We start from the raw sequence: 24,024 nt of genomic DNA, 5'->3' as shown, positions 1-24,024 counted from the left end.
GATCTGCGGCATGAACGATTCGGTGATTCCGGTCCCGCGGCCGGGCCGGTCGGCCGCCGGGTCGTCCCGTGACGGGTCGCCAAGCGAGGAGACGGCATGACTCAGCTTCCGCTGCGGGCGCAGCTCGCCACCGCTCTCGGCCGGACGGCCGCGACCCTGTCCCGGGTCACCGGGCGTGGGGACGGATCGGTGATCGGGGGCAGGGTCAGCCTGGTCCTGGAGCCCGATCTTCTGCGCAAGCTCGCGCACGACCGCAAGCTCGCGCTGGTGAGCGCGACCAACGGCAAGACGACGACGACCCGCCTGATCACCTCCGCGCTGTCGGAGCTCGGCGACGTCGCCACCAACGCCTTCGGCGCCAACATGCCCGCCGGGCACGTCTCGGCGCTGTCGTCGGCCAAGTACGCCCCGTACGGCGTGCTGGAGGTCGACGAGAAATACCTGCCCGAGGTGATCGACACCACGGGGGCCGGGGTCGTCTGCCTGATGAACCTCAGCCGCGACCAGATGGACCGGGCGGGTGAGATCTGGCTGCTCGCCCAGAAGTGGCGGCGGGCGCTCGCCGGCAAGAACACCCACGTGATCGCCAACGCCGACGATCCGCTGGTGACCTGGGGCGCCTCCACCGCGGCCTCGGTCACCTGGGTGTCGGCGGGACAGCCGTGGAAGGAAGACTCCTGGTGCTGCCCCGAGTGCGGCGGCCCCCTCGACCGCAAGGGCATGGAGTACGTCCCGCCCGGCAGCATCGGCGCCGGCGCCACCTCGACGGCGGGGGAGAACGACTGGGCCTGCCGCGAGTGCACCTTCCGGCGGCCCGAGCCGTCCTGGGTCCTCGACGACGACGCGGTGATCGACCCGCGCGGGCAGCGCTGGGTGCTCGACATCCAGCTTCCCGGGCGCGCCAACCGGGCCAACGCGGCGATCGCGCTCGCCACCGCGGAGGTGTTCGGCCTGCCGGTCGAGCGGGCCCTGCCCCGGCTGCGCGAGGTGAAGTCGGTCGCCGGTCGATACACCACGGTGGAACGCGACGGTCGGCACGCCCGGTTGCTGCTCGCCAAGAACCCGGCCGGATGGCTGGAGGCTTTCGACGTGCTCGACGCCTCGCTTCCGGTGATCCTCTCGGTGAACGCCCAGGGGCCCGACGGCCGCGACACCTCATGGCTGTGGGACGTCGACTACCGCGTGCTGCGCGGCAGGCCGGTCTTCGTGACCGGCGAACGGCGGCTCGACCTCGCGCTCCGGCTGGACGTGGCCGACGTGCCGTTCCAACTGGCGAACTCGTTCGAGCAGGCGCTCGCCGCGCAACCGTCGGGCAAGGTCGACGTGATCGCCAACTACACCGCCTTCCAGCAGATCCGATCGGAGTTCGGTCGTGCAGTCTGACAGCGCCCTGCGCCTTGTCTGGATTTATCCGGACCTACTGAGCACGTACGGCGACCAGGGCAACGTCCTGGTCCTGGAGCAGCGCGCCAAGCGCCGGGGCATCCCGGTCGAGACCGTGCACGTGCGCTCGGCCGACCCGGTTCCCGAGAGCGGCGACATCTACCTCATCGGTGGCGGTGAGGACCGGCCGCAGATCCTGGCCTCCGAGCGGCTCCGGCGCGACGGCGGCCTGCACCGGGCCATCCAGCGGGGCGCGGCCCTGCTCGCCGTGTGCGCGGGCTACCAGATCATGGGCACCACGTTCGGTGGTGAGGAGGGCCAGCCGGTCGACGGCATCGGCCTGATCGACATCTCCAGCGGGCGCGGCCAGGGCCGGGCCGTCGGGGAGTTGGCGGGGGAGGCGGACCCGGCACTGGGCATCTCCACGCTCACCGGCTTCGAGAACCACATGGGTGTCACCAGGCTCGGGGCCGGGATCCGGCCGCTGGCGCGTACGGCGGTCGGTACGGGAAACGGCGACGGCACCGAGGGCTGTTACACGGGCAAGATCGTCGGCACCTACCTGCACGGTCCCGCGCTCGCCCGCAACCCCGGCCTCGCCGACCTGCTGCTCACCTGGGCGGTGGGCGCCCAGCTGCCACCGATCGACGACGCCTGGTTCGACCGGCTTCGCGAGGAGCGCCTGGCGGCGGTGCTGCCCCGCTGACGGAGGTCTTCCGGTGGGGGCGTTCCTGCGGTCTCAGTAAACGAGAGCCTGGACGCCCTCGCCCAGGACCTCCTCCACGAAGGTGGGGGCGCCCGCGATGCGTACGCCCTCGATCACGTCGTCGACCGTGATGTCCCGCCGGGCCGCGCACTGCGTGCACAGGGTCACCCTGCCACCCGCGAGCACCGCGTCGAGCAGGTCGCCGAGCTGGGCCGCGTGCGGGAGGGTGAACTCCTTCGCCCTCCCGGGAAGGGCGAACCAGGCGGACTCGCCCGTCAGCCAGAGCGAGACGGGAACCCCGCTCGCCAATGCCGCCGCGGCCACCGTGAAGGCCTGGTTGCAGCGCTCAGGTGAGTCTTCGCCGGCGGTAACCTTGATCACCAGTGATCGTGCCATGTTCGCAGCCTATGTGGCCCGGCGTCACCGGCGCGAACCATATCGCAGCGGCTCTAGGCTCGTTTCCATGGACGTTCCCGAACTGCATCCCGATCTTGAGCCGATCGCCTTCCTCGTGGGTCGATGGGAAGGCGCCGGGGTCGGGGGATATCCGACGATCGAGAGTTTCAACTTCGGCCAGGAGATCGTCTTCGGTCACAACGGCAAGCCGTTCCTGACCTACAGCAGCCGCACCTGGCTGCTCGACGAAGCGGGCGGCAAGGTCCGCCCGCTGGGCACCGAGACCGGTTTCTGGCGCCAGCTCCCCGGACGCCAGCTTGAGGTGTGCCTGTCACACCCCACCGGCATCGTGGAGATCTACGTCGGCGAGGTGGTCTTCAACAAGATCGAGCTCCAGACCGACGTGGTGGCCCGCACCGCGACCGCGAAGGAGTACACGGCGGGCCACCGCCTCTACGGCCTGGTCAACGGCAACCTGATGTGGGCGTACGACATGGCCTCCATGGGGCAGCCGCTCCAGTCCCACATCTCGGCCGAGCTCAAGAGGGTCGGCGACTTCGTACCCGACGAGGTGTGAGGCCGGCCCGATGGGGTCCACCCGGTGGGGTTCGTCCCGACGGCGGGTGAGGCGGGGTGTCCGGCACCCGCGCTCGGGTGAGGTGGGGCGCTGGTTACGCTCTGGGACATGAGCACTCCCTTCACCCCCGACGTGGTCGAGGCGATCAAGCGCCACATGAACGACGACCACGCCGATGACGCGCTGCTGATCTGCAAGGGCCTCGGCGGGCAACCCGAGGCCACCGGTGCGACGACGACCGGCGTCGACGCCGAGGCGATCGAGTTCGCCGCCGTGGTCGGCGGGCGGGACGTCACGGTCCGGGTGCCCTGGAGCACCACGCTGACCGAACGCGCCCAGGTCCGCACGGAGGTCGTCCGCCTCTACCGTGACGCCTGCGCCGCCCTCGGCGTCCCCGCCCGCGGCGAGCACTGAGGGAACGTCAGGGAACGAGCACTGAGGGAACGTCAGGGAACACTGAGGCCGCGCCGACCGGCGAATCCCCGCCGTACGAGGTGGCGCCGCCGGTCGGACCTCGCCCACCGGCTCCTCCTGAACGGGAGAGGCGATCGAGAAGGAAGAGCCTGGAAAGGGAAGAACCCCGGGCCACTTCCCCCTGCTCGGCAGGGGGGCCGGTGGACTACAGGCGGGATCGCCCGCCTCCGGCGGCCCGGGGTTCCGGTGATTGTCGTGGATTCGCCGAACGTCGCCTGACGCCCGGACAGAGTCCGGTCGCGGCGTCCTAGCGGACAGCCACCTCGCTAGCCCAACTATGATCAACCATCGTTCGGACCACCTCCTTTCGGCGTGCCTGTACGTTACGAAATTCCGCGCCCCCGGGGCAAATGAATTTTCCCGGCCCGTCGCGGCTCTCCAGAACCTGTCATCTGACCTGCCCTGACGCGGCTCGGCGAGGGGCCGACGTGACGTGTTCAGGGGGCCCGGCGCGATCGGGTCATGGGACCGTGCTCGGTCGGGCGACAGTGGATGATCAGTCTGCCGTACAGGCGGATGGCGTCGGTCATGGCGACGCACGTTCCGGTAGCGCTGGTGAGGAACAGTTCGACGCCGGGGTGGCCGTGGACGAACCACAGACGGCCGGTCGCCTCCGACGAGACGATGTCACCGGGGTACGGCTCGATCATGATGGTCTCCTCGCTGCCTGACGGGTGCGGATTACGGAGCGATGCCTTACTCTTCGGCACCCGCCCGGCCGATCCGTTCTTGTCGAGGCCGGTCCCCGCTCGCACGTGGGGCGAGCGGGGACCGGATATCCAACGGCAGGCACGGGGGCACCTGCCGTTGGACGACTGGAGGTCTCCGCCCGAGCGTGGGCGGACGGAGACCAGGCCCGGTAGAAGGTGGGACTTCTTCCGGGCGGGGGCCGGGCGGGAAGTACGAGCTTCTCTGCCGACCCCGTATTGGGCGGCCCCGCCCTTTCACCCCTCCAAGCTGGGGGCGGGACCGCACCTCACGGGCCCCTACGACGCGTGAGGTTCCCGGCCTGTCATGGCAGGCCGGGAAATGGCCCGACTACCGCACATCCGGTGGCAGCGGCAGTCGGGGGCTCAGGTGGTGGAACCGCTGCACTTGTCGGTCAGCGCGGCCTGCTCGGTTAGCTGCCGGCACAGGTCGGCCGGGGTGTCGGCATCGATCGTGCGGTCGATGCCGGGCTGCTGCTCCTCGGCCCTGCTGAGCGGGGCGTGGCGGGTGGCCCACCAGCGTTCGGTGTCGCTGCGCCAGATGGTCCAGCGAGGAAACTTCTCGGCGAGCAGGTCGCGAGCGGTCGCCTCAGCAAGATCGGGCGTGGGGGTCATGGGGTGACCTTCTTTGTGGCTTCGGTAGGGCTGTCCAAGATTTTCTTGCCGATCATTAGCGCCGAATGCTTGGCCGTCGTCCATCGGCAGCCCGTTTCGAGAAGCCCGATCAGCCAATCGAGATGGGCTTCACGCACGCTGTCCGCAGACAGCATTACTCGCACAGTCATGAGTCCTAAACTCCGCGTAGCGGTTGAGTGCTTCTATAATCACCCCCAAGACTCAAACTTGCAAGACCAAAACAAGCAAGACCCAAATGTTCGTTTTGCGTATGATCGATTTCTCCCTTCAGGAGGCATTCATGACCTACAGCCCTACGGTGAGACGTCGTCGCCTGTCCGCAGCTCTTCGTCGGGCGAGGGAAGAGGCTGGTCTCACCGCTGATGCAGCAGCCAAGCTCCTGCGTTGGCCCGCTTCCAAAGTGACGCGTATCGAGCGGAACGAGTGGAGGCGGCCAACGGTCAGCGATGTGACCGATCTGCTCGACATCTACGGAGTCACGGACGAAGTCGTACGCCTGGCAATGACCACCCTCGCCCGGCAGGCGCGTGAACGTGGCTGGTGGGAGGGGGAGATGAAGGCCGAACTGGGTGGCAGCCTGGTCGAGTTCGAAACCGAAGCCTCACGGATCAGAACATTCGAAGCGCTCCTGGTCCCCGGCCTGTTGCAGACCGCCGACTACGCGCGGGCGATATTCAAGGGCGGTATGGTCCTCGATGAGGTCATGATCGAACGACGCGTCCAGGCAAGGCTCGCTCGTCAGCGGATCCTGGACCGTGATCAGCCGCCCGTCTTCTGGGCGGTCATCGACGAGGCCGCTCTGGCCAAGTATGTCGGCGGTGCGGCGACGATGCGTGAGCAGCTTCATCACCTGATCGAGATGGCTGCCAGGCCGAACATCGGGATTCAGGTCCTCCCGAACGTCGTAGGCGCTCACGCGGCGATGACCGGCTCGTTCGCGATTCTGGCCTACGCGACACCTGATGATTCAGAATTGGTGTACATAGAGACCGGGGCGAACGGAGACCTCTATATCGAGTCCCCGGAGGAGATAGAGCGCTATACGCTCAAGTACGACCATGTACGCGCGAGCGCGCTCTCAGTGGATGCCTCGGTGTCGTACCTGTCGGACCTGGTCGAACAACTGAAGTGAGGGAGATCGTGGACCACACCCAGTCTGAGACGCTCACCTGGCGTAAGGCCCGTCGCAGCAGTGCCGAGGGCGGCAATTGCGTCGAGGTGGCAGACCTGTTCGACGGCGGCAGGGCTGTCCGTGACAGTAAGGACCCGAGTGGGCCGGTGCTTCGCTTCACTTCCACGCAGTGGGGTGCGTTCGTCGCCGGTGTGAAGGCCGACGAGTTCGGCTGATCGACTCCGGTCACGAGTGGGCCTCCGCTCATCCGGTGAACGGCGGGGGCTTTTCTCCCCCGGTGCCGTAAAGATCTTTGCTGTGAAGGGGTAGGCGTGCGGAGCCGGGGTCCTCATAGACTCTTGGTATGACCGAGACGTCGTGGCATGAGGAACTTCGGGCGCGCGGTTACCGGGTCACTCCGCAGCGCCAGCTGGTGCTTGAGGCGGTCAAGGCCTGTGAGCACGCCACTCCGGAGGAGATCTGCAACCGGGTGCGGGAGACCGCTCGCGGGGTGAACATATCCACCGTCTACCGGACCCTTGAGCTCCTTGAGGAGCTCGGCATGGTCACCCACTCCCATCTCGGGCACGGTGCCCCCACCTACCACCTGACGTCCGAGGCCGATCATGTGCATCTGGTCTGCCGTGGTTGCGGGGAGATCAGTGAGGTCAGTCCGGAGCTGGTGGAGGGCTTCGTCGCCAACCTCGACCAGAAGCTCGGGTTCCTCACCGATGTGCACCATCTGACGGTCTTCGGCCGCTGCCGCAAGTGCCGTTGAGCCGCAGAGGAGGTCGTCGCCGGACCGGCGGGACCCCGGTGCCGGGACTCGTCGCGCTTCGGCCGCCGAGCCGCTGAGCCGCCGAGCCGAGCCGCCGGGGTGTGTCGCGCAGGCAGGGACCCGTCTGTGGGAAGAGTCGCCGCCGTCCTCTTTGGCGGAGCCTCGTAGGCTGTGTTCATGCGAAGCCCTCTGCTGGACACTCCCGGCGCGGTCGCGGCCGAGAGCCCCGACGCCGACGTCGCCGGACACTACGGCGACCCGTTCGCCGAGCAGCGCGCGCTGCTCGCCGGGGAGGCGATGGTCGACCGGAGCAACCGCGAGGTCGTCCGGATCTTCGGACCCGACCGGCTGAGCTGGCTCAACAGCCTCAGCTCGCAGAAACTCGACGACCTGAAACCCGGTCAGCCCACCGAGACGCTCCTGCTGGACGCCCAGGGCAGGGTGGAGCACCATCTCGTCCTCGTCGACGACGGCGAGGCGGTGTGGGCCCACGTCGAGCCGGGCACCGGCGCGGAGGTGGCCGCGTTCCTCGACAAGATGCGGTTCATGCTGAGGGTCGAGGTCGCCGACGTGACGGATCGCTACGCCGTGGTCTCCGTGGCGGGGCAGGCGCGTCCAGACCTGCCCGAGGGCGCCGTCGCCGTGGGGCAGGACATCCTGCTCCCGCGCGAACTGCTGGCAGGGCGGCTCGGGCTGGGGCTCGCCGGGCTCTGGGCGTACGAGGCGTTGCGGATCGAGGGGCACCGTCCCCGCCTGGGGTTCGAGACCGACCACAAGACGATCCCGCACGAGGTGGGCTGGATCGGCTCGGCCCTGCACCTCAACAAGGGCTGCTACAAGGGCCAGGAGACCGTGGCCCGAGTCCACAACCTGGGCCATCCGCCCCGCCGTCTGGTCTTCCTGCACTTGGACGGCAGTGTCGACACCCTGCCCAAGCACGGTGCGCCGGTCACCCTGGACGGGGTGGAGGTCGGTTTCGTGGGGAGTTCGGCGCGCCATCACGAGCTGGGGCCGGTCGCGCTCGCCGTGGTCAAGCGGACCGTGCCGGTGGACGCCACGCTGGAGGCCGCAGGAGTGGCCGCGTCCCAGGAAGTCATCGTGCCGCCGGACGCCGGACGCAACGTCCAGATCGACCCGAGCCTGCGCCGCCGCATCCGCTGACCCCCGACATCTGACGGCGTCGCGTCCCGGCCATGGTCTTCGGGGCGCGGGGGTCAGATGTCCAGGATCAGGGTGATCGGGCCGTCGTTGGTCAGTCCGACCTTCATGTCGGCACCGAACACCCCGGTCTCCACGCGGGCGCCCAGCGCGCGCAGTTCGGCGCAGACCGCCTCCACCAGCGGTTCGGCGACCGGCCCAGGGGCGGCGGCCTGCCAGGTGGGGCGGCGGCCCTTGCGGGCGTCGCCGTACAGGGTGAACTGGCTGACCACCAGCAGTGGCGCGCCGATGTCGGAGCAGGACTTCTCGCCTGAGAGGATCCGCAGGCCCCAGAGCTTGGCGGCGAGCCTGGCCGCCTCGGCGCGCGTGTCGGTATGGGTCACGCCGACCAGGACGAGCAGCCCCGGTTCGTCGATCGCCCCGACCGTCGCGCCGTCCACCACCACCGACGCGGAACTCACCCGCTGTACGACCGCACGCATCCCCCCATCATCCCGTGTCCCCGGGCGTCCCTAGACTTCGGGCGAAAGGAGACAAAGGTGTCTGCTGAGTCATTGTTCGTCGAGGTTGTCCGCTCGGGGTTCGTGGAGTCCACCCATCGGGCGCGGATGCTCGCGGTGGCCGCCGACGGGTCGCTGGTGAGGGTTCACGGGGCGGTGGACGCCCTGGTGTCGCCGCGTTCGTCCATGAAGCCCCTGCAGGTGCTCGCGATGGTCCGCGCCGGGCTCCCCCTGGAGGGGGAGTTGCTCGCGCTGGCGTGCGCGAGTCACGTGGGGGAGCCGTTCCACGTGGACGGGGTACGGAGGATCCTGGCCGGGGCGGGGCTGGAGGAGAGCGCGCTCGGCTGTCCTGCGGACCTGCCGGAGGACGTCGCCTCCCGCGAGGAGGTGCTGCGCTCGGGAGGGGGCCGGGCCAGGGTCTACATGAACTGCTCGGGCAAGCACGCGGCGATGCTCGCCACCTGCGTGGCCAACGGCTGGCCCCCGGAGGGCTACCTCGACCCGGCGCATCCGCTGCAGCGGGCCGTGCGCGCCACGGTCGAGGAGCTGACCGGTGAGCGCGTCGCCGCGAGCGGGGTGGACGGTTGCGGCGCACCGCTGTTCTTCGTCTCGATGCTGGGCGTGACCCGGGCGTTCCGAGCCCTCGTCCTCGCCGATCCCGACTCCCCGGAGCGTCGCGTCGCCGACGCGTTCCGCGCCCACCCCGAGTGGACGTCGGGGACCACCCGCCCCGAGGCCAGGCTGATGCGGGCGGTCCCTGGGCTGCTGGTCAAGGCCGGCGCGGAGGCCTTCGACGCCTTCGTCTTCACCGACGGGCGCTCGGGAACCGTCAAGATCGAGGACGGTGGCCAGCGCGCCCGCGTCCCGGTCACCGTCGCGGCCCTGACCGCCCTCGGCTTCGAGGCCCCGGGACTCGACGAACTCGCCACCGGGGTCGTGCTCGGCGGAGGGCGTCCGGTGGGCGAGGTCCGCGTGCGGTAGTCGCCGCGGGCTCGCGTACGGGCTCGCGTACGGCGGCTCTCACAGGGAGCGGAACTGGCGGGTGGTGGAGATCGCCCCCGAGGTGGACATGGTGAAGGTCCGCATCGAGTCGGCGAACCTGGACAGGTCCCACTCGGCCGGGCCGTGATACCAGTACAGGTTGTCGGCCTGCTGGCCGTTGCCGGTGACCGAGGAGACCACGCGGGCCCAGCGGTCGACGTTGTCGAAGATGACGGCGTAGGGCAGGTAGCGGGAGAACAGCTCCACCCGCTGGGCCTCGGGGACGTCCGCGCCGAGGTCGGCGCTGGACAGATACTCCCTGAAGCCGAGGGTGTGGGCGAGGGCGCCCGCGCCCTTCGCGGTCTTGGCGGGCATGTACTGGCCGCCTACGGCGAGGGCGGCACCGGCGATGATCAGGGCCAGGCCGAGCACCCCGTACGTGGTGAGCCAGGCCAGCCCGACGGTGGCGAGGACGCCGAGCCCGGTGAGGACCACCCCGAGGGTCGTCCAGCGGGTGCGGACGGTGTCGGGGCGGCGGGCGAACCAGCCCTGCGTGACCACGTCGCGGTAGAGCGCCTCGCGGACCCTGCCCAGCTTGGCTCCGAACGATCCCTGGAGCTCCGAGAGCAGCACCGCGTCACGGCCGTCGAAGATGGCGTCGTAGAGCTCCCGCTCGTAGGGCAGCAGCGGGTCGACCTGGGCCGCGGGCATCCGCACGAGCCGCCAGTCGGGGGTCTCGTACGTCTGCCGGGGCTGTTCGTCGATCCTGAGGTAGCCCCGCACGGCCAGGTCGACGATCGTGGCGGTCACGTCGATCACGTCGGCCTGCTCGTCCATGAGGGTGCCGATCTGGCCGGGGCGGACACCGTCCGGCGGGGCGAAGTGGCCGTTCTCGACGCCGCTGAGCGAGCCCGACTCGTGGCCGACCACGCGGGCGTCGCGGCCCCTGGTCCAGTAGAGGAGGCCGAGGCCGCCGAGCATCAGCAGGAGCAGGCCGGCCAGCGCGCCGCCGGTGACGGCGTTCAGGGTGAAGGCGTTGGACAGCTCGAAGCGGCGCTCCAGGACCGGTGCCCCCTTGGTGGCGCCGGCGGGGTAACCGACGACCACGGTGAGCACCTCACCGGCGCCGAGGTCCTGCTGCCCGAACTCGGCGGCGACGCCCGTGTGGTCCATGGACGCCTCGGTGCAGGCGATCGCCGAGGTGAGGGGGCCGGCGAAGCACGACAGGTTCTGTGTCGCGGCCGGCCCGCTCACGCTGACCCTGGCCTGCTCCACGGGAACGGACCAGGCGCCCACCGCGTACCAGCGCAGCTCCTGGGCGTCGGCGAGCGGTGTGACGGCGCCCTGGACGTCGTACTCCAGGGTGGCGCTTCCCGATCCCTTCAGGGTGATGGTCCCCTCGGTCAGCGTGGCGTCGCCCTTGAGGCCGGTGACCTGGTAGAGGCGGTCGCTGCGATCGTCGTAGCGGGTCCGGGCGACGAGGTCGCGCGACGGCGCGTCACCCTCGAAGACGATCTCCTCCTTGACGTGGAGCACGCCGTCCTGCCGGAGCTCCAGCTGGACGGTCGTGCTGGTCACCTTGCCGTCCTGCGCGGAGCGTACGGCCTGCGCGGGGCGTGCCGCCTGGACGATGCTCCGTCCGGTCCGAGAGGAGTGGGGCTCCGACCCGGTCCACCCGGCCTTGGGGGGCTCCGCTCCGGTCCGCCCGGTCCGGGGGGACTCCGCTCCGGTCGGGCCGCTCGCCAGGGCGGGGGACGCGAGGGCGAGGGACGTGCCGAGCGTGAGCGCGAGGATGGCCGTCGTGGCCAGGGTTCCGGCTGCTCGGTGCGAGAAAGATGCCGCCATGTGCCGGGAGCTTAGCGAGATCCACCGACCTGTGACGGCCCACCTCGTATCCATTTTTTCCCGCTTATAAACCCATATGTGGTTATATCCGCTAGATTGCCGCCCGTAGATCAACTCTTTGGAGGGGCGGTCGCATGCGCTCACGGGGGGCGAACCCGCTGGCCTTCGGCGTGCTCGGCGTGCTGGCCACGGCGTTCACCGCGGTCGTGGTGATCGCGAGCCTGGCCGGTGAGAAGGATGTCGAGCTTCCCGCCGGGCCGGGGACCGCCCCGGTGGCGACGAGGAGCGCCGTCCCCCAGCAGACGGGTGACAGCGAGATCACCACGCCGGACTTCACCCCGCCGGAGAAGCTGAACCTCGGCTCCCTGGGCGACGCCGAGATCATGCCGGTCGCCGCGAAACGGAACGCCGCGGGAAGGAGCGCCGCCGTCGACCTCCGCCAGATGCGGCGTTCGGACACCGCGGCCCGGCTCAAGCGCAACCCGCTGTACGGCACGGGCCTGATGCGCCCCACCTCGTGCCGTGCCCCGCGGCCCTCGACCCGGCCCCGCGAGATGCTCTCCTATCTCAACGCCGTCACCGACTGCCTGGACCGGGCGTGGTCGGCGAAGTTCTCCCAGGCCGGCGCGCTCTTCCTCCCGGCGCGCAGGGTCTACTGGTCCCGTCAGGGGCGAGGACCCTGCGGGACATACCCCGACGCCAACGCCTCCGCCTACTACTGCCCGTCCAACCGGGGCATGTACATCGGCCTGAGCCATGTGATCGAGCAGAGCGGCGCCCTCGACCCCGCCGCCAACCACGTGCCCTACATGACCGTGCTCGCCCACGAGTACGCGCACCACGTGCAGAGCATGGCGGGTATCGGCGGAGCCTGGTGGTGGGAGGTCTCCAACAGGTCCCGTGCCGCCCAGGACTCCCACTCCCGCCGCAGCGAACTCCAGGCGCAGTGCCTCGCCGGAGCCTTCGCCCGCACCGTACGGGTCCCGCTGGGAGTCACCAACGCCCGCTGGCAGGAGGTCCTGCGCACCGAGTACGGGCGCGGTGACGACCAGAACGGCGGTGCCCGGCGCGACCACGGCAGCGGCGAGCGCTACGCCGCCTGGCTCGACCATGGCTGGAAGTACGCCAGGATCGCCTACTGCAACACCTGGTCCGTCGGCCCTTCCGATGTCAGCTGACCCCTCCCCACCACCGGTGGACATCTGCAATCATGTCGGGAGCCTGACGTTTCCTGAGGTGGTATGCGCGCGCCCGTACGTAGCCGACCGTGGGCGTTCGCGGCCGCATTCCTTGTAGCGATTTCTTCCCTTATTTCGGGATGTAGCACTGGAAGCGGTGTGGCCACGCCGATGACCGCCGGTACGAAATCCCCGCCCGCCTGGCCGTCCCGGGCCCCGCTCGTCATGATCGTCGGTGACAGCTTCACGGTCGGGTCGGGGCCGGTACGAGGATGGGACGGCTACGCGGCCCGGGTCGCGCGGGAGCTGGGCTGGCAGCTGATCACCGCGGGCGCCGCGGGGACGGGCTTCGTCAACCCCGGCAGGGTGGGCCGGACCTTCCAGGACTCCTTCGTCAAGGAGCTCTCCTGGCGTCCCGAGCCCGACATGCTCATCATCTCCGGAGGACGCAACGACCGCCGGGTCGAGGCCGCGAGGGTCGAGAACGCGGCCGTCCGGCTGGTGGAGCTGGCCAGGCGGAGGTGGCCGCACACCAGGATCGTGCTGGTCGGTCCGATCTGGATGACGAAGGCACCCCGGTGGGCCTACGGCGTGCGGGAGGCCGTCGCGCTCGCCGCCGACCGGCAGGAGGTGTCCTTCCTCGACCCGTTCGAGGCCCTCGGCCCGCACGGCCGGGGCTGGGGGCGCGGAGCGGTGCTGCCCGACGGCGTTCACCCCACCCTCGTCGGCCATGTACGTCTCTCGCGCTGGATGGTCTCCACGCTGCACAGGCACGGCATCGACGCGCGTCCTTCCTGAGAGGGACGGGGATCGGCCGACCGGGGACGGAAGGTCTGGTAGCAGACGGGCGTCGGCCCTCATGGAACATAAAGGACATTTCACCATAAAACCATCTGCCGGAGTTTAATAACTGTCATAAGCGGACAATCGCTGTGCAAAAGGATTGAAATACCGTTTATGGGCAGACATGGCAGGAAAGTATGACAAGCGGGATGGCTTGCATTCATCCATCTCTAGGTGATTTCCGACTGATCCAGAAATGTCGGTAATCGGGGTAATTGAACCTTTCGAGGGGAAAAGCAATGCCCAAGTTCAAGAGTGTCATCACCGGGCTCGCCTTCACCGTGGCGCTGACCGGAGGGGTCGTCGGCGTGGGGGCGGCGACCGCCGCCGCGAGCGCCGCCGCGTCGACCGCCGCGGTCACCGCGGCGGCCTTCCCGACCTGGGGGGGCGGTGGCTGTGGCCGCCGCTGCGGTTGCGGCGGCGGCGGTTGCGGCGGCTGGGGAGGGGGCTGGGGCCGGCACGGTGGTGGCCACCAGCGCTTCAAGCTAAGGATCAACAACCAGAACAACAACCACAACTTCCTGTCGAACAGGAACAGTAGCGGCCGCTTCTTCGGGCTCGACGACTGACCGGACCTCCCGATTCGGGAGCATGCGCGCCCGGATCCGGGCGCGATGCGAAAAGCCCCGTGGCCGGTGTGAACCGGCCACGGGGCCGCGGTGAGACCGCCGATGACGGTGGTCTCATCGTCCGGTCTGCGGCCGGGAGTCGCAGACGCGGGCAGGGACGCCTGGGGGTACGGCTAGGAGATGGCGGGGGTGGGCGGGGTGCCCGTGCCCGACCAGCTACCGATGAAGCCGAAGGTGGTGGACCCTCCCGCGGGGATGGATCCGTTCCAGGCGGCGTTGGTGAAGGTGAAGACCGGGGGAGCGGCGGAGAGGGTGGCGCTCCACGCCTGGCTGATGTTCACGCCCGAGGGATAGGTGAGGACGGTCCGCCAGCCGGTGACGGCCGAGGTGCAGCGGATGGTGACCTCGCCCTGGAAGCCCCCCTGCCAGTGGTTGGTCGTCTGGTAGGTCGAGGTGCAGCCGCTCGGCGGGGTCGCGGTGGTCGTGAAGGTCGCCGCCGGTGAGGCGGTGGAGGTGTTCCCCGCCGCGTCGCGGGCGACGACGGTGACGGTGTAGGCGGTCTGCGGGGTGAGCCCGGTCAGGGTGATCGAGTTGGTCGCGGACGAACCGAGCTTGGTGGTTCCCCGGAAGACGTCGTAGCCGGTGACCGCGCGGTTGTCGGTGGAGGCGGTCCAGGACAGCCGGGCACCGGTCGAGGTGATGTCCGAGGCGGTGGGCGTGCCGGGCCTGGTCGGCGCCTGGGTGTCCGGGGTGGTGGTGCCCCCGTAGATCGTGGCCTCGACGGAGGTCTGCGCGATGCCGTTCGCCCCGTTGAACAGGCGCTGTCCCCAGGGAGTGAGGCTGGCGACGTTGAAGTTGGTCACCTGGTCGAGATACTCGACGCCGCCGCTGTTGCCGCTCCAGGACCAGCCGAGGTAGCCGATGCCCCTGGCCTGGGCCTGGGCCATGATCGTGTCCTCGTCCGGGTTGCCGTCGGAGTGGTCGAAGCCGAACTCGCCGATCACCAGCGGCAGTCCCGCGGTCTGGAACGCCTGCATGTAGGAGGTGACCTCGGCGGCCGTGTCGAACACCCCGTACATGTGGACGGAGAAGACCGTGTTGCGCTGCGGGTCGGCGGCGAAGACCGTGGAGGCGCTGTCACGCATGGTGAAGCTCCAGTCCTGGCCCCAGTTCGGCGCGTCAACCATGATCAGGTGCTGGAACCCGTTGCTCCGCAGCCGGGCGATCGCGGCCGAGGTGGCCTGGGTCCAGTTCGGGGTGGTCGCGTTGTTGCCGATGGGTTCGTTGCCGATGTTGAGGACGACGTAGTCCTCCTGGCCGACGATCGAGTTCTTGACGCTGATCCAGTAGTCCACGGCCTGGTCGAGGGTGTACGCGCCGGCCTGCTCGCCATACCCGGTGGTGTCATGATTTTCCAGGACACAGATGAGCTTGTTCTGCTTGCAGAGCGAGACGACGTTCGCCACGTCGGAGGCGCTGTTCGCGGTCCACCGGCCGCCGCTGAGCACCACCCTGACGGTGTTCGCGCCGAGTGACTTGATGCCCGCGAACGAGCCGGTCTGGGTCGGGTACCAGGTGTGCGCGTGGCTGGTTCCCCGCATGACGAAGGCGTTGCCGTTCGCCTCAAGGATCCGCGTACCGCTCACGCGGAGGCCCACGGCGGCGTGGGCGGGCGGTATGGAGACGACGAACGGGAGAAGGAGCGCCAGGAGCAGCGCCAGTTTGATTCGCATGACCTACCTCGATTGGGGGGGTGCCCGGCCGGGCGGAGGGGTCGTCGCGCCCGGCCGGGGGCGAGGAGGCGTCCGTGGGGGAGAGACGGACGCCTTGCTAGGGAGCGGGAATCGGTTCGCGGTGTGGACGGTCGGGGGTCAGCGCGAGGTGCCGGCGGGTGGTGGAGACGGTCGGATCGGGGTGCCGGTTCGCGGTGCGGACGGTCGGAGGTCGGTGCGGGGGTGGTCGGAACGAAGGTCAGCCGGTGGTGCAGTTCACCGGGGTGGGAACGCCGTTGGTGCCGCTCTGGGTCGCGGTGAACCCGAAGGACGTCGAGGCGTTCGGAGCGAGGGTCCCGTTCCAGGCCGCGTTCCTGACGGAGACGTCCGCGCCCGTCTGGGTGTGCGTGCCGCTCCAGAGCTGGCTGATCGTCTGACCGTTGGGGAACTTCCAGGTCACCGTCCAGCCGGTGATCGCCGAAGTGCCCGCGTTCGTGACGGTGACGTCTCCCTGGAAGGCGCCCTGCCAGCTGCTGGTGACCGTGTACGTGGCCGTACAGCCGCCCACCGGGGCCGTCGTCGTGGTGAACGTGGTGCTTTCCGAGGCGGTGGAGGAGTTGCCGGCCGCGTCCTTGGCCACCACGGAGACGGTGTAGGCCGTCGCGGGGGTGAGGCCGGTGAGGGCGTACGTGGTGGTGGTGGCGGTGGCGACCTTCGTCGTTCCCCGGTAGACGTCGTAGCCGACGACGCCCACGTTGTCGGTCGAGGCCGTCCAGGTCAGGGTGGCACCGCTGCCGGTGATCGCGGAGACGGTGGGCTTGCCCGGCCTCGACGGCGCCTCGGTGTCGTTCTCCGGGGCCGTCGTCGTGGTGAAGGCGGTGCTTTCCGAGGCGGTGGAGGAGTTGCCGGCCGCGTCCTTGGCCACCACGGAGACGGTGTAGGCCGTCGCGGGGGTGAGGCCGGTGAGGGCGTACGTGGTGGTGGTGGCGGTGGCGACCTTCGTCGTCCCCTGATAGACGTCGTAGCCGACGACGCCCACGTTGTCGGTCGAGGCCGTCCAGGTCAGGGTGGCACCGCTGCCGGTGATCGCGGAGACGGTGGGCTTGCCCGGCCGCGACGGCGCCACGGTGTCCGCAGGCTCGTCACCGGGCGGGTTGCCCCAGATCTTCGTCGTTCCCGCGTAGACCGTCATGTTCTGCGTCCGCACCGGGGTCGCGCCCGGCGTGGTGGGGATACCGGTGTACGACCAGTCGTTGGACGGGTCCCACGTCCCGGTGCTGGCGATGCGGAACTGCACCTCGCGCCGGTGCTGCGACTGGCCCGCGGGGGCGATCGAGGTGTTCGAACAGTCGACGGTGACGTAGTAGGTCTTCCCGGACAGCAGGGTCGGCCCGGTCGGCGCCTTGCACTGGTTGTAGGCGGACGTCACGGAGACCTGGCTCGCGGTCGTGCTGCCGTCGAGGGTGAAGTAGTAGCGGAAGGAGCCGTTGGTCAGCGCGCGCGCCGGCCAGGCCGACTGGTTCCTCACGATCGCCTTGATCTCGGTGAACGTCGAGCCCGTGGCGTTCACCCCGGCCTCGACGAAGATCTCGGGGCCGTCGGGGGTCTCGGCGACGGGGAAGTTCGCGGCCGGGGCTCCGCCGTACTCGCGGTACAGGCGGGCGAGGGCACTGGTGAAGCCCGCGTTGTAGTCGGTGGCGACCTCGTTCATCACGTAGTCGTCGCGCTTGTCGGTGTACTTGTCGTCGGGGTCGGGCGGGCCGCCGACGAGGGCACCGTACAGGGTGTGCCGGGTCTCGACCGGGTTGGTCATCTGGTCGGTCCACGAGCCGTGCGCGGTGCGGTGGTGCGGGTTCTTCGGCGGGTTCGCACCGAACCCGATCATGTACGAGGAGTTGCGCGGGTTGTCACCGAGGGCGTAGTTGATCTGCCTGACCGCGAAGTCGTGGTACCGCGCCTTCCGCGTCGCGTCGGTGATCGAGTCGGAGTGGACGAGCGCGGCGAACGAGGTGTTGGCCGCGTAGCGCAACGACCCCCATCTGTCGAGCACCGCGTGGCCGCCGGGGGAGTACTTCACCCGCTGCCCGTTCACGCCGACCGTCCAGAAGTCGAGCCAGCGGTTGGCGTCGTCGAGGTATTTCTGCTTGCCGGTCAGCTTGTTCAGCAGCACGTAGGCGCCGTAGGACTTGTCGTCCCAGGCGATCGTCCACTTGTATGACTTGATGGTGGACTGCGGCTCGGTGCCGAGGTTGTCGTAGTACGACTCCGCCTTGGCCAGGTAGGAGGCCTCCTGGGTGGCCCGGTACAGCCAGATCGCGCCCCAGACCAGCTCGTCGTTGTAGCCGCTCCACGACTGGTAGTAGCCCGACGCGTCGGTGATGCAGTCGCTGTACTTCTTCCGCACGGTGTCGGCGAAGGTGTAGAGCTGCTTGGCGTGCGTCACCAGCGTGTCGGCGTAAGTCGGATCCGTCGGACGGAAGACGATCGAGGAGGCCGCCATCGCCGCCGCCGTCTCGCCGGCCAGGTCCGACCCCCCGCACGAGGCGTCGATCTTGTAAGAGGGCCGCTCCATCTGCATCGCCTCGGCGGGGCCCCACCAGGCGTGGTCCTTGCCGCCGTTGCCGACCTGCCCGTACAGCACGTTCGCCGACGGGTGGGCCTTGATGAAGTAGTCGTTGACGAACTTGAGGTTGTTCAGCAGGTGGGTGAGTTGCCCCGAGGAGGCGTACGCGTCGCGGTACTCCACCGCGCCCCAGGCCAGCATCGTCGCGCTGGCCGCCATCGGCAGGCCGAACTTGACGTGGTCGCCCGCGTCGTACCAGCCACCGGTCAGGTCACGACCGACGTCCTGGCCGTCGCCGAGCCCGGAGGGGCCACGCCAGCTGACGCGGTTCCAGCTCGGCAGCGGCCCCGACTGCTGGGCCTCGTAGAACCAGAGGGACTTCTGCAGCGCCTCGCCGTACGCGAAGGCGGGCGCCGCGGCCTGGGCGCCGGTGGCGGACACTGTCACCGGCACGGCCGCCAACGCCAGCAGCGCGAGCGCCGCCAGGGTCTTCTTCATGGGGGGTGCGCCTCTCGGAGGTGGTGCTCGGGGCGTGACGGCAGGTCAGGGGTACCGTCACGCCCCGAGGTCTCAGGGGGTAGAGCCCGGGTCCGGCCCGGGGGAGAGCCGGACCCGGGGGGCGGGTGGTCAGGGGAAGAGGCGGCCGTACTCGGCGAGGGCGACGGCGACGTCCACCTGCGCCCAGAACCGGTGGTAGTTGAAGGACGGGGCGGGGCCCGTGCCCTTCAGGTAGGCGTCCACCTTCGGCCAGTCCGGGTCGTTCTTGTAGAAGGACCGGATGGACAGGAAGGTCGAGTTGGAGTTGATCACGTCGCCGTTGGGCATCTTGCCGGTCCAGCCCGGGGGCACGTAGACCGGGTCGTTGAGGCGGTTGTAGTCGGCCTTGGTCTCGACGACCGAGACGCCCTTGGCGTCCTGGTTGTTACGCCACATGCCGTCGAGCAGACCCTTGGCGACGGTCTTGGCCGTGGCGTTGCCGGACTTGGCCGCGTAGTACATCAGCACCTTGGCGTACGAGCCCGCCACGCCCACGTCGGTCGTGTAGTCCCTGATGCTCACGTGCAGGTTGGTGTTGGCCGTGGGGTTGTCCGGGTTCCAGGTGTTGGGCTGGCCGGTCCAGATCAGCGTCGAGGGGATCTGGTAGGTCCCGTCGGCGTTGATCGTGGTGTTGTCGGTGGCCCACTTGACCCACTTGTCCAGGACGATCTTGGCGTCGGCGTTACCGGTCGCGTAGTAGAGCTCCGCGACCCGCTCCAGCGACCACGCCTGGAAGCCGAACCACTGGTTGGACGGCGGGTCGTGGTAGACCGGCTGCCAGTCGTAGGCCATCCCGTAGAAGGTGGGCAGCGTCGACGGCGGGGCCGCGTAGTGGCCCTGCCAGCTGTTGGTGGCGCCACCGGCGATCGCGCCCTCGCTCGACTGGAGCCAGCGGTAGAACTCCATCTGTCGCTTGGTGCTGGTGGTCCAGTCCTGAACGGCGGTCGCGCCCTTGGGCTTGAGCGCGTCCACGCTGGACAGCACCCACGCGGCCATCGGGTTCTGGTAACCGGAGTGGTTGTGGCTGGAACCGATCCGCCAGGACCAACCGGCGGAGGTGTCGTAGGCGCCACCCCAGGCGTAGTACCAGCTCAGCAGGTAGGCCGAGCTGTCCTTGCCGGTTCCGGCCGGGCATCCGGTGCTGGTGCAACCCTGCTTCTTGAAGTACTTGTCGTACATCGCGTAGCGCAGGTAGTCGCCCATCTTCGCGGCCTTGGAGATCGTGGACGAGACCTGCGAGGCCTTGCCCTGCTCCGTGGCCCAGGTGTGCGCCCAGTAGGCGACCTGGACGGCGCGGGCGTCGGCGTCGGGGGCGTTGGTGTACTTCCACTGCTTGGCGTACGCGCTGTCGCCGGTGAACAGGTCCAGGAACCCGTTCGTGCCGCCGTGCTTGAAGGTGTCGCAGGACGGCTGCGGAATGGTCTCGAAGACCGACTCCTCAGGACCGCGCTGGTAGGTGTTGATGTACGCGGGCTTGGTGGTCCCGTCACCGCAGCGGCCGAAGCCGTAGGTGTTGTCCACGTCCAGCAGCCAGTGCATGCCGTAGATGTCGCTGGTGCCGTACGCCGTCTTGAGCTCGTTCGCGATCGGGTCGACGCCGACGCTCACGCCGCTGTCCAGCTTGGACGGGTACTGCTTGATGTCGTCCCACTCGCCGGCGTACGTGGCGGGCTTGGACGGGTTGTAGGTGGAGTTGGTCGGCTGGTCGGCCGTGGCCGGGATGATGTACTTCTCCATCGAGGCCCAGGCCGCGTTGAACTTGGTCCAGTCGCCGGTCACCTTGCCGTACGCCGCCTCCAGCCACAGGTAGTAGCTGTAGGCCTCGGAGGTGGTCTCGTGCCCGTGGTCCGGAGCCTCGACCAGGAAGGTCTCGACGGAGTGGTAGGGCACGCCCTCCGGCGAGAAGTAGCCGTTCGCCGGATCCTTGAGCTTGTTGTACATCGTGATGAAGCGCTGGATGTACTCGTTGTCGCCGCCGCCCGAGTCGTTGTCGACCTCGGTGGCGGTCGTCGTGGCCGAGGTGTGGCCGGTGGCGCTGGAGGTGAACACCGCGCTGCCGGAGGTCTGGTCGGCGTCTTCCGCCGCCGCGAGCCGTACCGTCTGCGCCGTGTTCCAGTTGGAGGTGGTGAAGGTCAGCGACGCGCCGGAGGCGACCGTGAGGTCGGTGTCACCGCTCGTCCTCGCGGTCGTCACGGTGACGTTTGAGGACGGGGCCCGGGAGAGCTTCACCGCGAGGTCGGCGTTGCCGCCCTCGGGGACGGCGACCGTGGCCGGGGTGACGAGCACGGCGGGGTCCGAGTTGGCGCTGACGGTGATCCCCACCGGGTTGGAGGTGGTCGTCGCCCCCTTGTCGTCGGTCGCCCTCGCGGTGAGGGAGTAGCTTCCGGCGGCGACGTTCGCCCAGCTGTAGGTGTACGGCGCGGTGGTGTCGGTGCCCAGCAGCGTGGTGCCGTTGTAGAAGTCGACCTTGGAAACGGTGCCGTCACTGTCGGTCGCGTTCGCGGCGATCGCCACCGTCGCGGGTGCGGCGAAGGTGGCGCCGGCCGCCGGGCTGGTGATGCTCGCGGTGGGCGGCTGGTTGACGGGGTTGGTCCCCCCACAGGTGGTGCCGTTGATCGTGAAGGAGGTCGGCTTGGGGTTGGAACCCGACCAGCTGCCGTTGAAGCCGATGCTGGTCGAGGCGCCGGTGGCCAGGTTGCCGTTCCAGTCGAGGTTCTTCGCGGTGACGTTCTGACCGCTCTGCGCCCAAGTGGCGCTCCAGCCCTGGGAGATCCTCTGGGTGCTCGTCGGGAAGGCGAATCCGAGGGTCCAGCCGGTCAGCGGGTCACCCAGGTTCTTGACGGTCACGTTGGCGGTGAAGCCGCCCTGCCAGTCGTTGGTGGCGTACGTCACATCGCAGGAGACCGCCGCGAGGGCAGGGGAGGCCGCCAGTGCGGTGGTCGTCCCGGCCGCCAGGCTGAGTAACACCAGTGCGGTGATCCGTCTCCGGAAGCGTGGGAGCGCTCCCGCTTTGATGGGGAACAGATGCATGAAATGGGCCTCCGTGAGTGTGGATCGATGCGAATCCGCTGGTGGTGACACCGCATCGGATCAAGCAAGGGAGAGAGGGGGTGGGAGCGCTCCCATAAAGGATTCTGGAGACGGTGAACGGGATGTCAATGGCATGTGCCTCCGGTTACGTCGATGTTTCACGGCCCATGCCGCCAGGCTGCTGTGATCCGGTCGGCCTTTTTTCCGAACCGTGAAAGTTTCAGAGCTGTTGATCTTTCCAGCCGAGTGCTTGTTTGTGCGGGTGTCTCCACCCCCGGGCCCGCAGCCCAGGGCGGCCACCGATCCACACGGGTCCCGGCGTCTCGGGCGGGCGCGTGACGGCCCGCGCGTCCGGTGTGTTCGGTGGCACGCGGCGGGCTGTGCGACGGCCTGCCCTTCCCTCCGTCAAGTGCTACGCCTCACCGGCCGGCGGGGCGGCTTCGCCGGCGCCGGGCGGCGGGTGGCTCTCATGGGGCCTCACCCCGGCCGGCGACGGCGACCGGGAAAGGCGAGCGACGAGGAAGAGCCGTGACAGGAAAAGCAGTGCGCTTTCGTGCCTCCTGGGAATTCCCGGGCGTCGCTCCTCGGGAATTCTCCATTTTTCGAACCCCGGCCGATCGCTTCACCTTTCAGGGGTCTCCGACTCTCGGAGGCATCCGAAGACTCCAAATCCTCCGGCGTCTTCGGGGGTCGAGAACATGTTCTCCTCCGGTCTTTCAGCGCTGATGGCGATAGTGTCCGGACCGTGGGTGCCGGTGACGGTTGCGCTCCCGGTTCTTTGCCTTGAACATTTTTTTCCTGGGCGGATATGTAATGGTGCTCCGGTTGCGTTTCTTGTCGTCGCGCGCGTCGCCCGCGTTGCCCGTGCCGCCCGAGGAGAGGGGGCCGGCGCCGGTGGAGGCCGGACTCACCGTTGACGCCGGGCAGACCCCCTTGGGGCCGACGACCATGGTCAGGACCGGCGAGGAACTGGGATCGAGTCGGTTCGTGCCCGCGAAGGCGGCCACGAACTCATGGGTTCGTTGCGGTACCTGGGACACGATCAGGGTCGCGCGGCCGGTGGCGTCGGACTGGGTCCTGTCCTGGCTCACCCCGTTGGCGAAGAACTCGACAGGCCCTGCCGGAGGGACCGGCCCCGAGGAGGTGACGCTCGCGACGAGAGTGAGGTGACCCGGCGCTTCCGGATCGCAGAACGCGGCCAGCTTGGTGGAGGTCTTCCTCGGCGGCACGACCGTGCAGGCGGATCGTGTGACGGTGGTGCCGTCCATGCTGATGCTGCCCTCGCGGGCCAGAAGGCGGCCGTTCACGGTCGTGCCGTCGGCCGTGGTGATCGAGGTCAGCGCGAGGATGTTTCCGACGAAGCCGGAGCCGGCCCCCAGTGTGGCCGAGCCGTCGACCTGCCAGAAGACGTTGCACGCCTGGGCGCCGTTGACGAGGCTCACCGTGCTGGCGGGCGCGGTGATCAGGCCGGGTGCTCGCAGGACGAAGAGAGCGTTCGGGTTCCCCTGACCGTCGAGGGTCAGCTCCCCGGCGAGCTGGAAAGCGCCCGAGACGGAGTTGTAGACGCCCGGCTTCACGGTGGTCCCCCCGAGCTGCGCGGGGAGGGAGGCGGTGCCGCGCCGCCCCGCCACGTTCTTGTAGGCGGTGGTCAGGTCGATCTGCGCCTGTGCGGCGACGGGGTCGGCCGTGTAGACGGCACCGGCCATGACGCCGGGCGGGAAGCCGGTGGCCACCGATCCCGGGCTCACCCCCAGCTCGCCGGTGACGACGCCGGAACCGGTGTTGGTGACCGTCTTTCCCGCCAGGATCGCGAAGTTCGTGGCCGTGCCGAGCTGCACCGGTGCCATCGCGTCCGTCTCGGGCGTCGGGTGCGCTGTGGTCGCCGTGTGCACCGGGTCGGTCTGACGCGTCGTGTTCGCCGCGTGGGCCGTGTGCGGGGTCGCGGCGACACAGCCCAGCGTGACCGCGACGGTGAGTGCCCCTGTCAGCCAGGAGCGGACGGTAGTTCGAGCGACAATACGTGAGTGACCAATTCTTGTCACAATGCTTTCCTTTTCTTTTTGGTATTTCTCCGTTCATGCGCATTGCCTATGATGCGCCGTTTTTCCGACACTACTGACCTTTGGCGTCGCGGTCGTCGTACGACATGCGGATTGTTTTGTCGCGTTGCCCGCGATGAGCGTCATGAAAATACGGCCATGTTATTGTTTGTGTGGATATCCAAGGGAATGCTGTGGCGTCCGTGGGCCTCGCACCTCTGCCGTGAGCGTCCACGTCCGACGATTTCCCGCGCCGAATGATCGCCGTAGGACGCCCCCGCTCATCACGAGAGGGCGTGCC

22 protein-coding genes are annotated in these 24,024 nt (G+C 68.9%); 12 read left to right on the top strand and 10 right to left on the bottom strand.

Translation table 11 applies throughout. From position 1 onward, the window contains the following. The first annotated feature begins 96 nt into the window (after positions 1-96). Together ABZ664_RS05470 and ABZ664_RS05465 are read left to right on the top strand one after the other, a co-directional pair. On the top strand, positions 97-1,383 hold the full coding sequence (locus ABZ664_RS05470) for a MurT ligase domain-containing protein (RefSeq protein WP_362503342.1): 1,287 nt from the start codon (positions 97-99) through the stop codon (positions 1,381-1,383). Next, complete coding sequence (locus tag ABZ664_RS05465) at positions 1,373-2,089, top strand: glutamine amidotransferase (RefSeq protein ID WP_362503339.1); 717 nt, start codon at positions 1,373-1,375, stop codon at positions 2,087-2,089. The genes ABZ664_RS05470 and ABZ664_RS05465 overlap by 11 nt, the downstream gene beginning before the upstream one ends. Positions 2,090-2,122: 33 nt before the next feature. Here the strand turns inward: ABZ664_RS05465 and ABZ664_RS05460 are convergent, their stop codons facing one another. Continuing rightward, positions 2,123-2,485, bottom strand: coding sequence for a DsrE family protein (locus ABZ664_RS05460; protein WP_362503336.1), 363 nt, complete (start codon positions 2,483-2,485; stop codon positions 2,123-2,125). A gap of 67 nt (positions 2,486-2,552) precedes the next feature. Here ABZ664_RS05460 and ABZ664_RS05455 point away from each other — a divergent pair, with 67 nt between their 5' ends. Both ABZ664_RS05455 and ABZ664_RS05450 read left to right on the top strand, forming a co-directional pair. Further along, entirely contained in the window at positions 2,553-3,062 is a 510-nt protein-coding gene (locus ABZ664_RS05455; protein WP_362503333.1) for an FABP family protein, read from the top strand. A 108-nt stretch (positions 3,063-3,170) separates the two neighbouring features. Next, on the top strand, positions 3,171-3,476 hold the full coding sequence (locus ABZ664_RS05450; RefSeq protein WP_362503330.1) for a DUF2470 domain-containing protein: 306 nt from the start codon (positions 3,171-3,173) through the stop codon (positions 3,474-3,476). Positions 3,477-3,973: 497 nt separating this feature from the next. Here the strand turns inward: ABZ664_RS05450 and ABZ664_RS05445 are convergent, their stop codons facing one another. From ABZ664_RS05445 to ABZ664_RS05435, 3 genes are all read right to left on the bottom strand, one after another. Beyond that, positions 3,974-4,186 (bottom strand): hypothetical protein, encoded by a 213-nt coding sequence (locus ABZ664_RS05445; RefSeq protein WP_362503327.1) that lies wholly within the window; start codon positions 4,184-4,186, stop codon positions 3,974-3,976. A 423-nt stretch (positions 4,187-4,609) separates the two neighbouring features. After that, positions 4,610-4,858, bottom strand: coding sequence for a hypothetical protein (locus ABZ664_RS05440; RefSeq protein ID WP_362503324.1), 249 nt, complete (start codon positions 4,856-4,858; stop codon positions 4,610-4,612). Beyond that, the gene (locus ABZ664_RS05435) at positions 4,855-5,013 is read right to left on the bottom strand and encodes a hypothetical protein (RefSeq protein WP_362503321.1); all 159 of its coding nucleotides are present in this window, start codon (positions 5,011-5,013) and stop codon (positions 4,855-4,857) included. Before ABZ664_RS05435 ends, ABZ664_RS05440 begins: the two co-directional genes overlap by 4 nt. A gap of 116 nt (positions 5,014-5,129) precedes the next feature. On the opposite strand from ABZ664_RS05435, the gene ABZ664_RS05430 reads away from it, so the two are divergent. From ABZ664_RS05430 to ABZ664_RS05415, 4 genes are all read left to right on the top strand, one after another. Then, positions 5,130-6,011, top strand: coding sequence for a helix-turn-helix transcriptional regulator (locus ABZ664_RS05430; RefSeq protein ID WP_362503318.1), 882 nt, complete (start codon positions 5,130-5,132; stop codon positions 6,009-6,011). Further along, the gene (locus tag ABZ664_RS05425) at positions 6,008-6,226 is read left to right on the top strand and encodes a DUF397 domain-containing protein (RefSeq protein ID WP_362503315.1); all 219 of its coding nucleotides are present in this window, start codon (positions 6,008-6,010) and stop codon (positions 6,224-6,226) included. Before ABZ664_RS05430 ends, ABZ664_RS05425 begins: the two co-directional genes overlap by 4 nt. 128 nt (positions 6,227-6,354) lie before the next feature. Beyond that, complete coding sequence (locus tag ABZ664_RS05420) at positions 6,355-6,768, top strand: Fur family transcriptional regulator (protein ID WP_362503312.1); 414 nt, start codon at positions 6,355-6,357, stop codon at positions 6,766-6,768. Positions 6,769-6,945: 177 nt separating this feature from the next. Beyond that, a complete protein-coding gene (locus ABZ664_RS05415) occupies positions 6,946-7,929 on the top strand; it encodes a glycine cleavage T C-terminal barrel domain-containing protein (protein WP_362503309.1) in 984 nt (327 codons plus the stop codon). Positions 7,930-7,982: 53 nt separating this feature from the next. On the opposite strand, the gene dtd is transcribed toward ABZ664_RS05415, so the two are convergent. After that, the gene (gene dtd / locus ABZ664_RS05410) at positions 7,983-8,408 is read right to left on the bottom strand and encodes a D-aminoacyl-tRNA deacylase (protein WP_350943120.1); all 426 of its coding nucleotides are present in this window, start codon (positions 8,406-8,408) and stop codon (positions 7,983-7,985) included. Positions 8,409-8,465: 57 nt separating this feature from the next. Here dtd and ABZ664_RS05405 point away from each other — a divergent pair, with 57 nt between their 5' ends. Next, on the top strand, positions 8,466-9,407 hold the full coding sequence (locus ABZ664_RS05405; protein WP_362503305.1) for an asparaginase: 942 nt from the start codon (positions 8,466-8,468) through the stop codon (positions 9,405-9,407). Between the two features lie 39 nt (positions 9,408-9,446). On the opposite strand, the gene ABZ664_RS05400 is transcribed toward ABZ664_RS05405, so the two are convergent. Continuing rightward, on the bottom strand, positions 9,447-11,252 hold the full coding sequence (locus ABZ664_RS05400; RefSeq protein WP_362503302.1) for a DUF2207 domain-containing protein: 1,806 nt from the start codon (positions 11,250-11,252) through the stop codon (positions 9,447-9,449). A 134-nt stretch (positions 11,253-11,386) separates the two neighbouring features. On the opposite strand from ABZ664_RS05400, the gene ABZ664_RS05395 reads away from it, so the two are divergent. The 3 genes from ABZ664_RS05395 (at position 11,387) to ABZ664_RS05385 (ending at position 13,842) form a co-directional block, all read left to right on the top strand. Further along, the gene (locus tag ABZ664_RS05395; RefSeq protein WP_362503299.1) at positions 11,387-12,430 is read left to right on the top strand and encodes a neutral zinc metallopeptidase; all 1,044 of its coding nucleotides are present in this window, start codon (positions 11,387-11,389) and stop codon (positions 12,428-12,430) included. A gap of 159 nt (positions 12,431-12,589) precedes the next feature. After that, entirely contained in the window at positions 12,590-13,228 is a 639-nt protein-coding gene (locus ABZ664_RS05390; RefSeq protein WP_362503296.1) for an SGNH/GDSL hydrolase family protein, read from the top strand. Positions 13,229-13,512: 284 nt separating this feature from the next. Next, positions 13,513-13,842: a hypothetical protein gene (locus ABZ664_RS05385; protein WP_362503293.1), complete on the top strand. Its 330-nt coding sequence runs from the start codon at positions 13,513-13,515 to the stop codon at positions 13,840-13,842. A 173-nt stretch (positions 13,843-14,015) separates the two neighbouring features. Here the strand turns inward: ABZ664_RS05385 and ABZ664_RS05380 are convergent, their stop codons facing one another. The 4 genes from ABZ664_RS05380 to ABZ664_RS05365 all read right to left on the bottom strand — a co-directional run bounded on the left by ABZ664_RS05380 (position 14,016) and on the right by ABZ664_RS05365 (position 23,726). After that, complete coding sequence (locus ABZ664_RS05380) at positions 14,016-15,575, bottom strand: cellulase family glycosylhydrolase (RefSeq protein ID WP_362503290.1); 1,560 nt, start codon at positions 15,573-15,575, stop codon at positions 14,016-14,018. A 238-nt stretch (positions 15,576-15,813) separates the two neighbouring features. Further along, positions 15,814-18,615 carry a glycoside hydrolase family 9 protein gene (locus ABZ664_RS05375; RefSeq protein ID WP_362503287.1) on the bottom strand — a complete coding sequence of 934 codons (2,802 nt, stop codon included), beginning with the start codon at positions 18,613-18,615 and terminating at the stop codon, positions 15,814-15,816. Between the two features lie 129 nt (positions 18,616-18,744). Further along, a complete protein-coding gene (locus ABZ664_RS05370; protein ID WP_362503284.1) occupies positions 18,745-21,684 on the bottom strand; it encodes a glycoside hydrolase family 48 protein in 2,940 nt (979 codons plus the stop codon). A gap of 716 nt (positions 21,685-22,400) precedes the next feature. Then, complete coding sequence (locus tag ABZ664_RS05365) at positions 22,401-23,726, bottom strand: ice-binding family protein (RefSeq protein ID WP_362503281.1); 1,326 nt, start codon at positions 23,724-23,726, stop codon at positions 22,401-22,403. Positions 23,727-24,024: the final 298 nt, after the last annotated feature.

It is taken from the genome of Streptosporangium sp. NPDC006930 (assembly GCF_040635605.1).
In the GTDB taxonomy this organism is placed as follows: Bacteria; Actinomycetota; Actinomycetes; order Streptosporangiales; family Streptosporangiaceae; genus Streptosporangium.
This window is presented reverse-complemented; position numbering and strand designations above follow the sequence as displayed.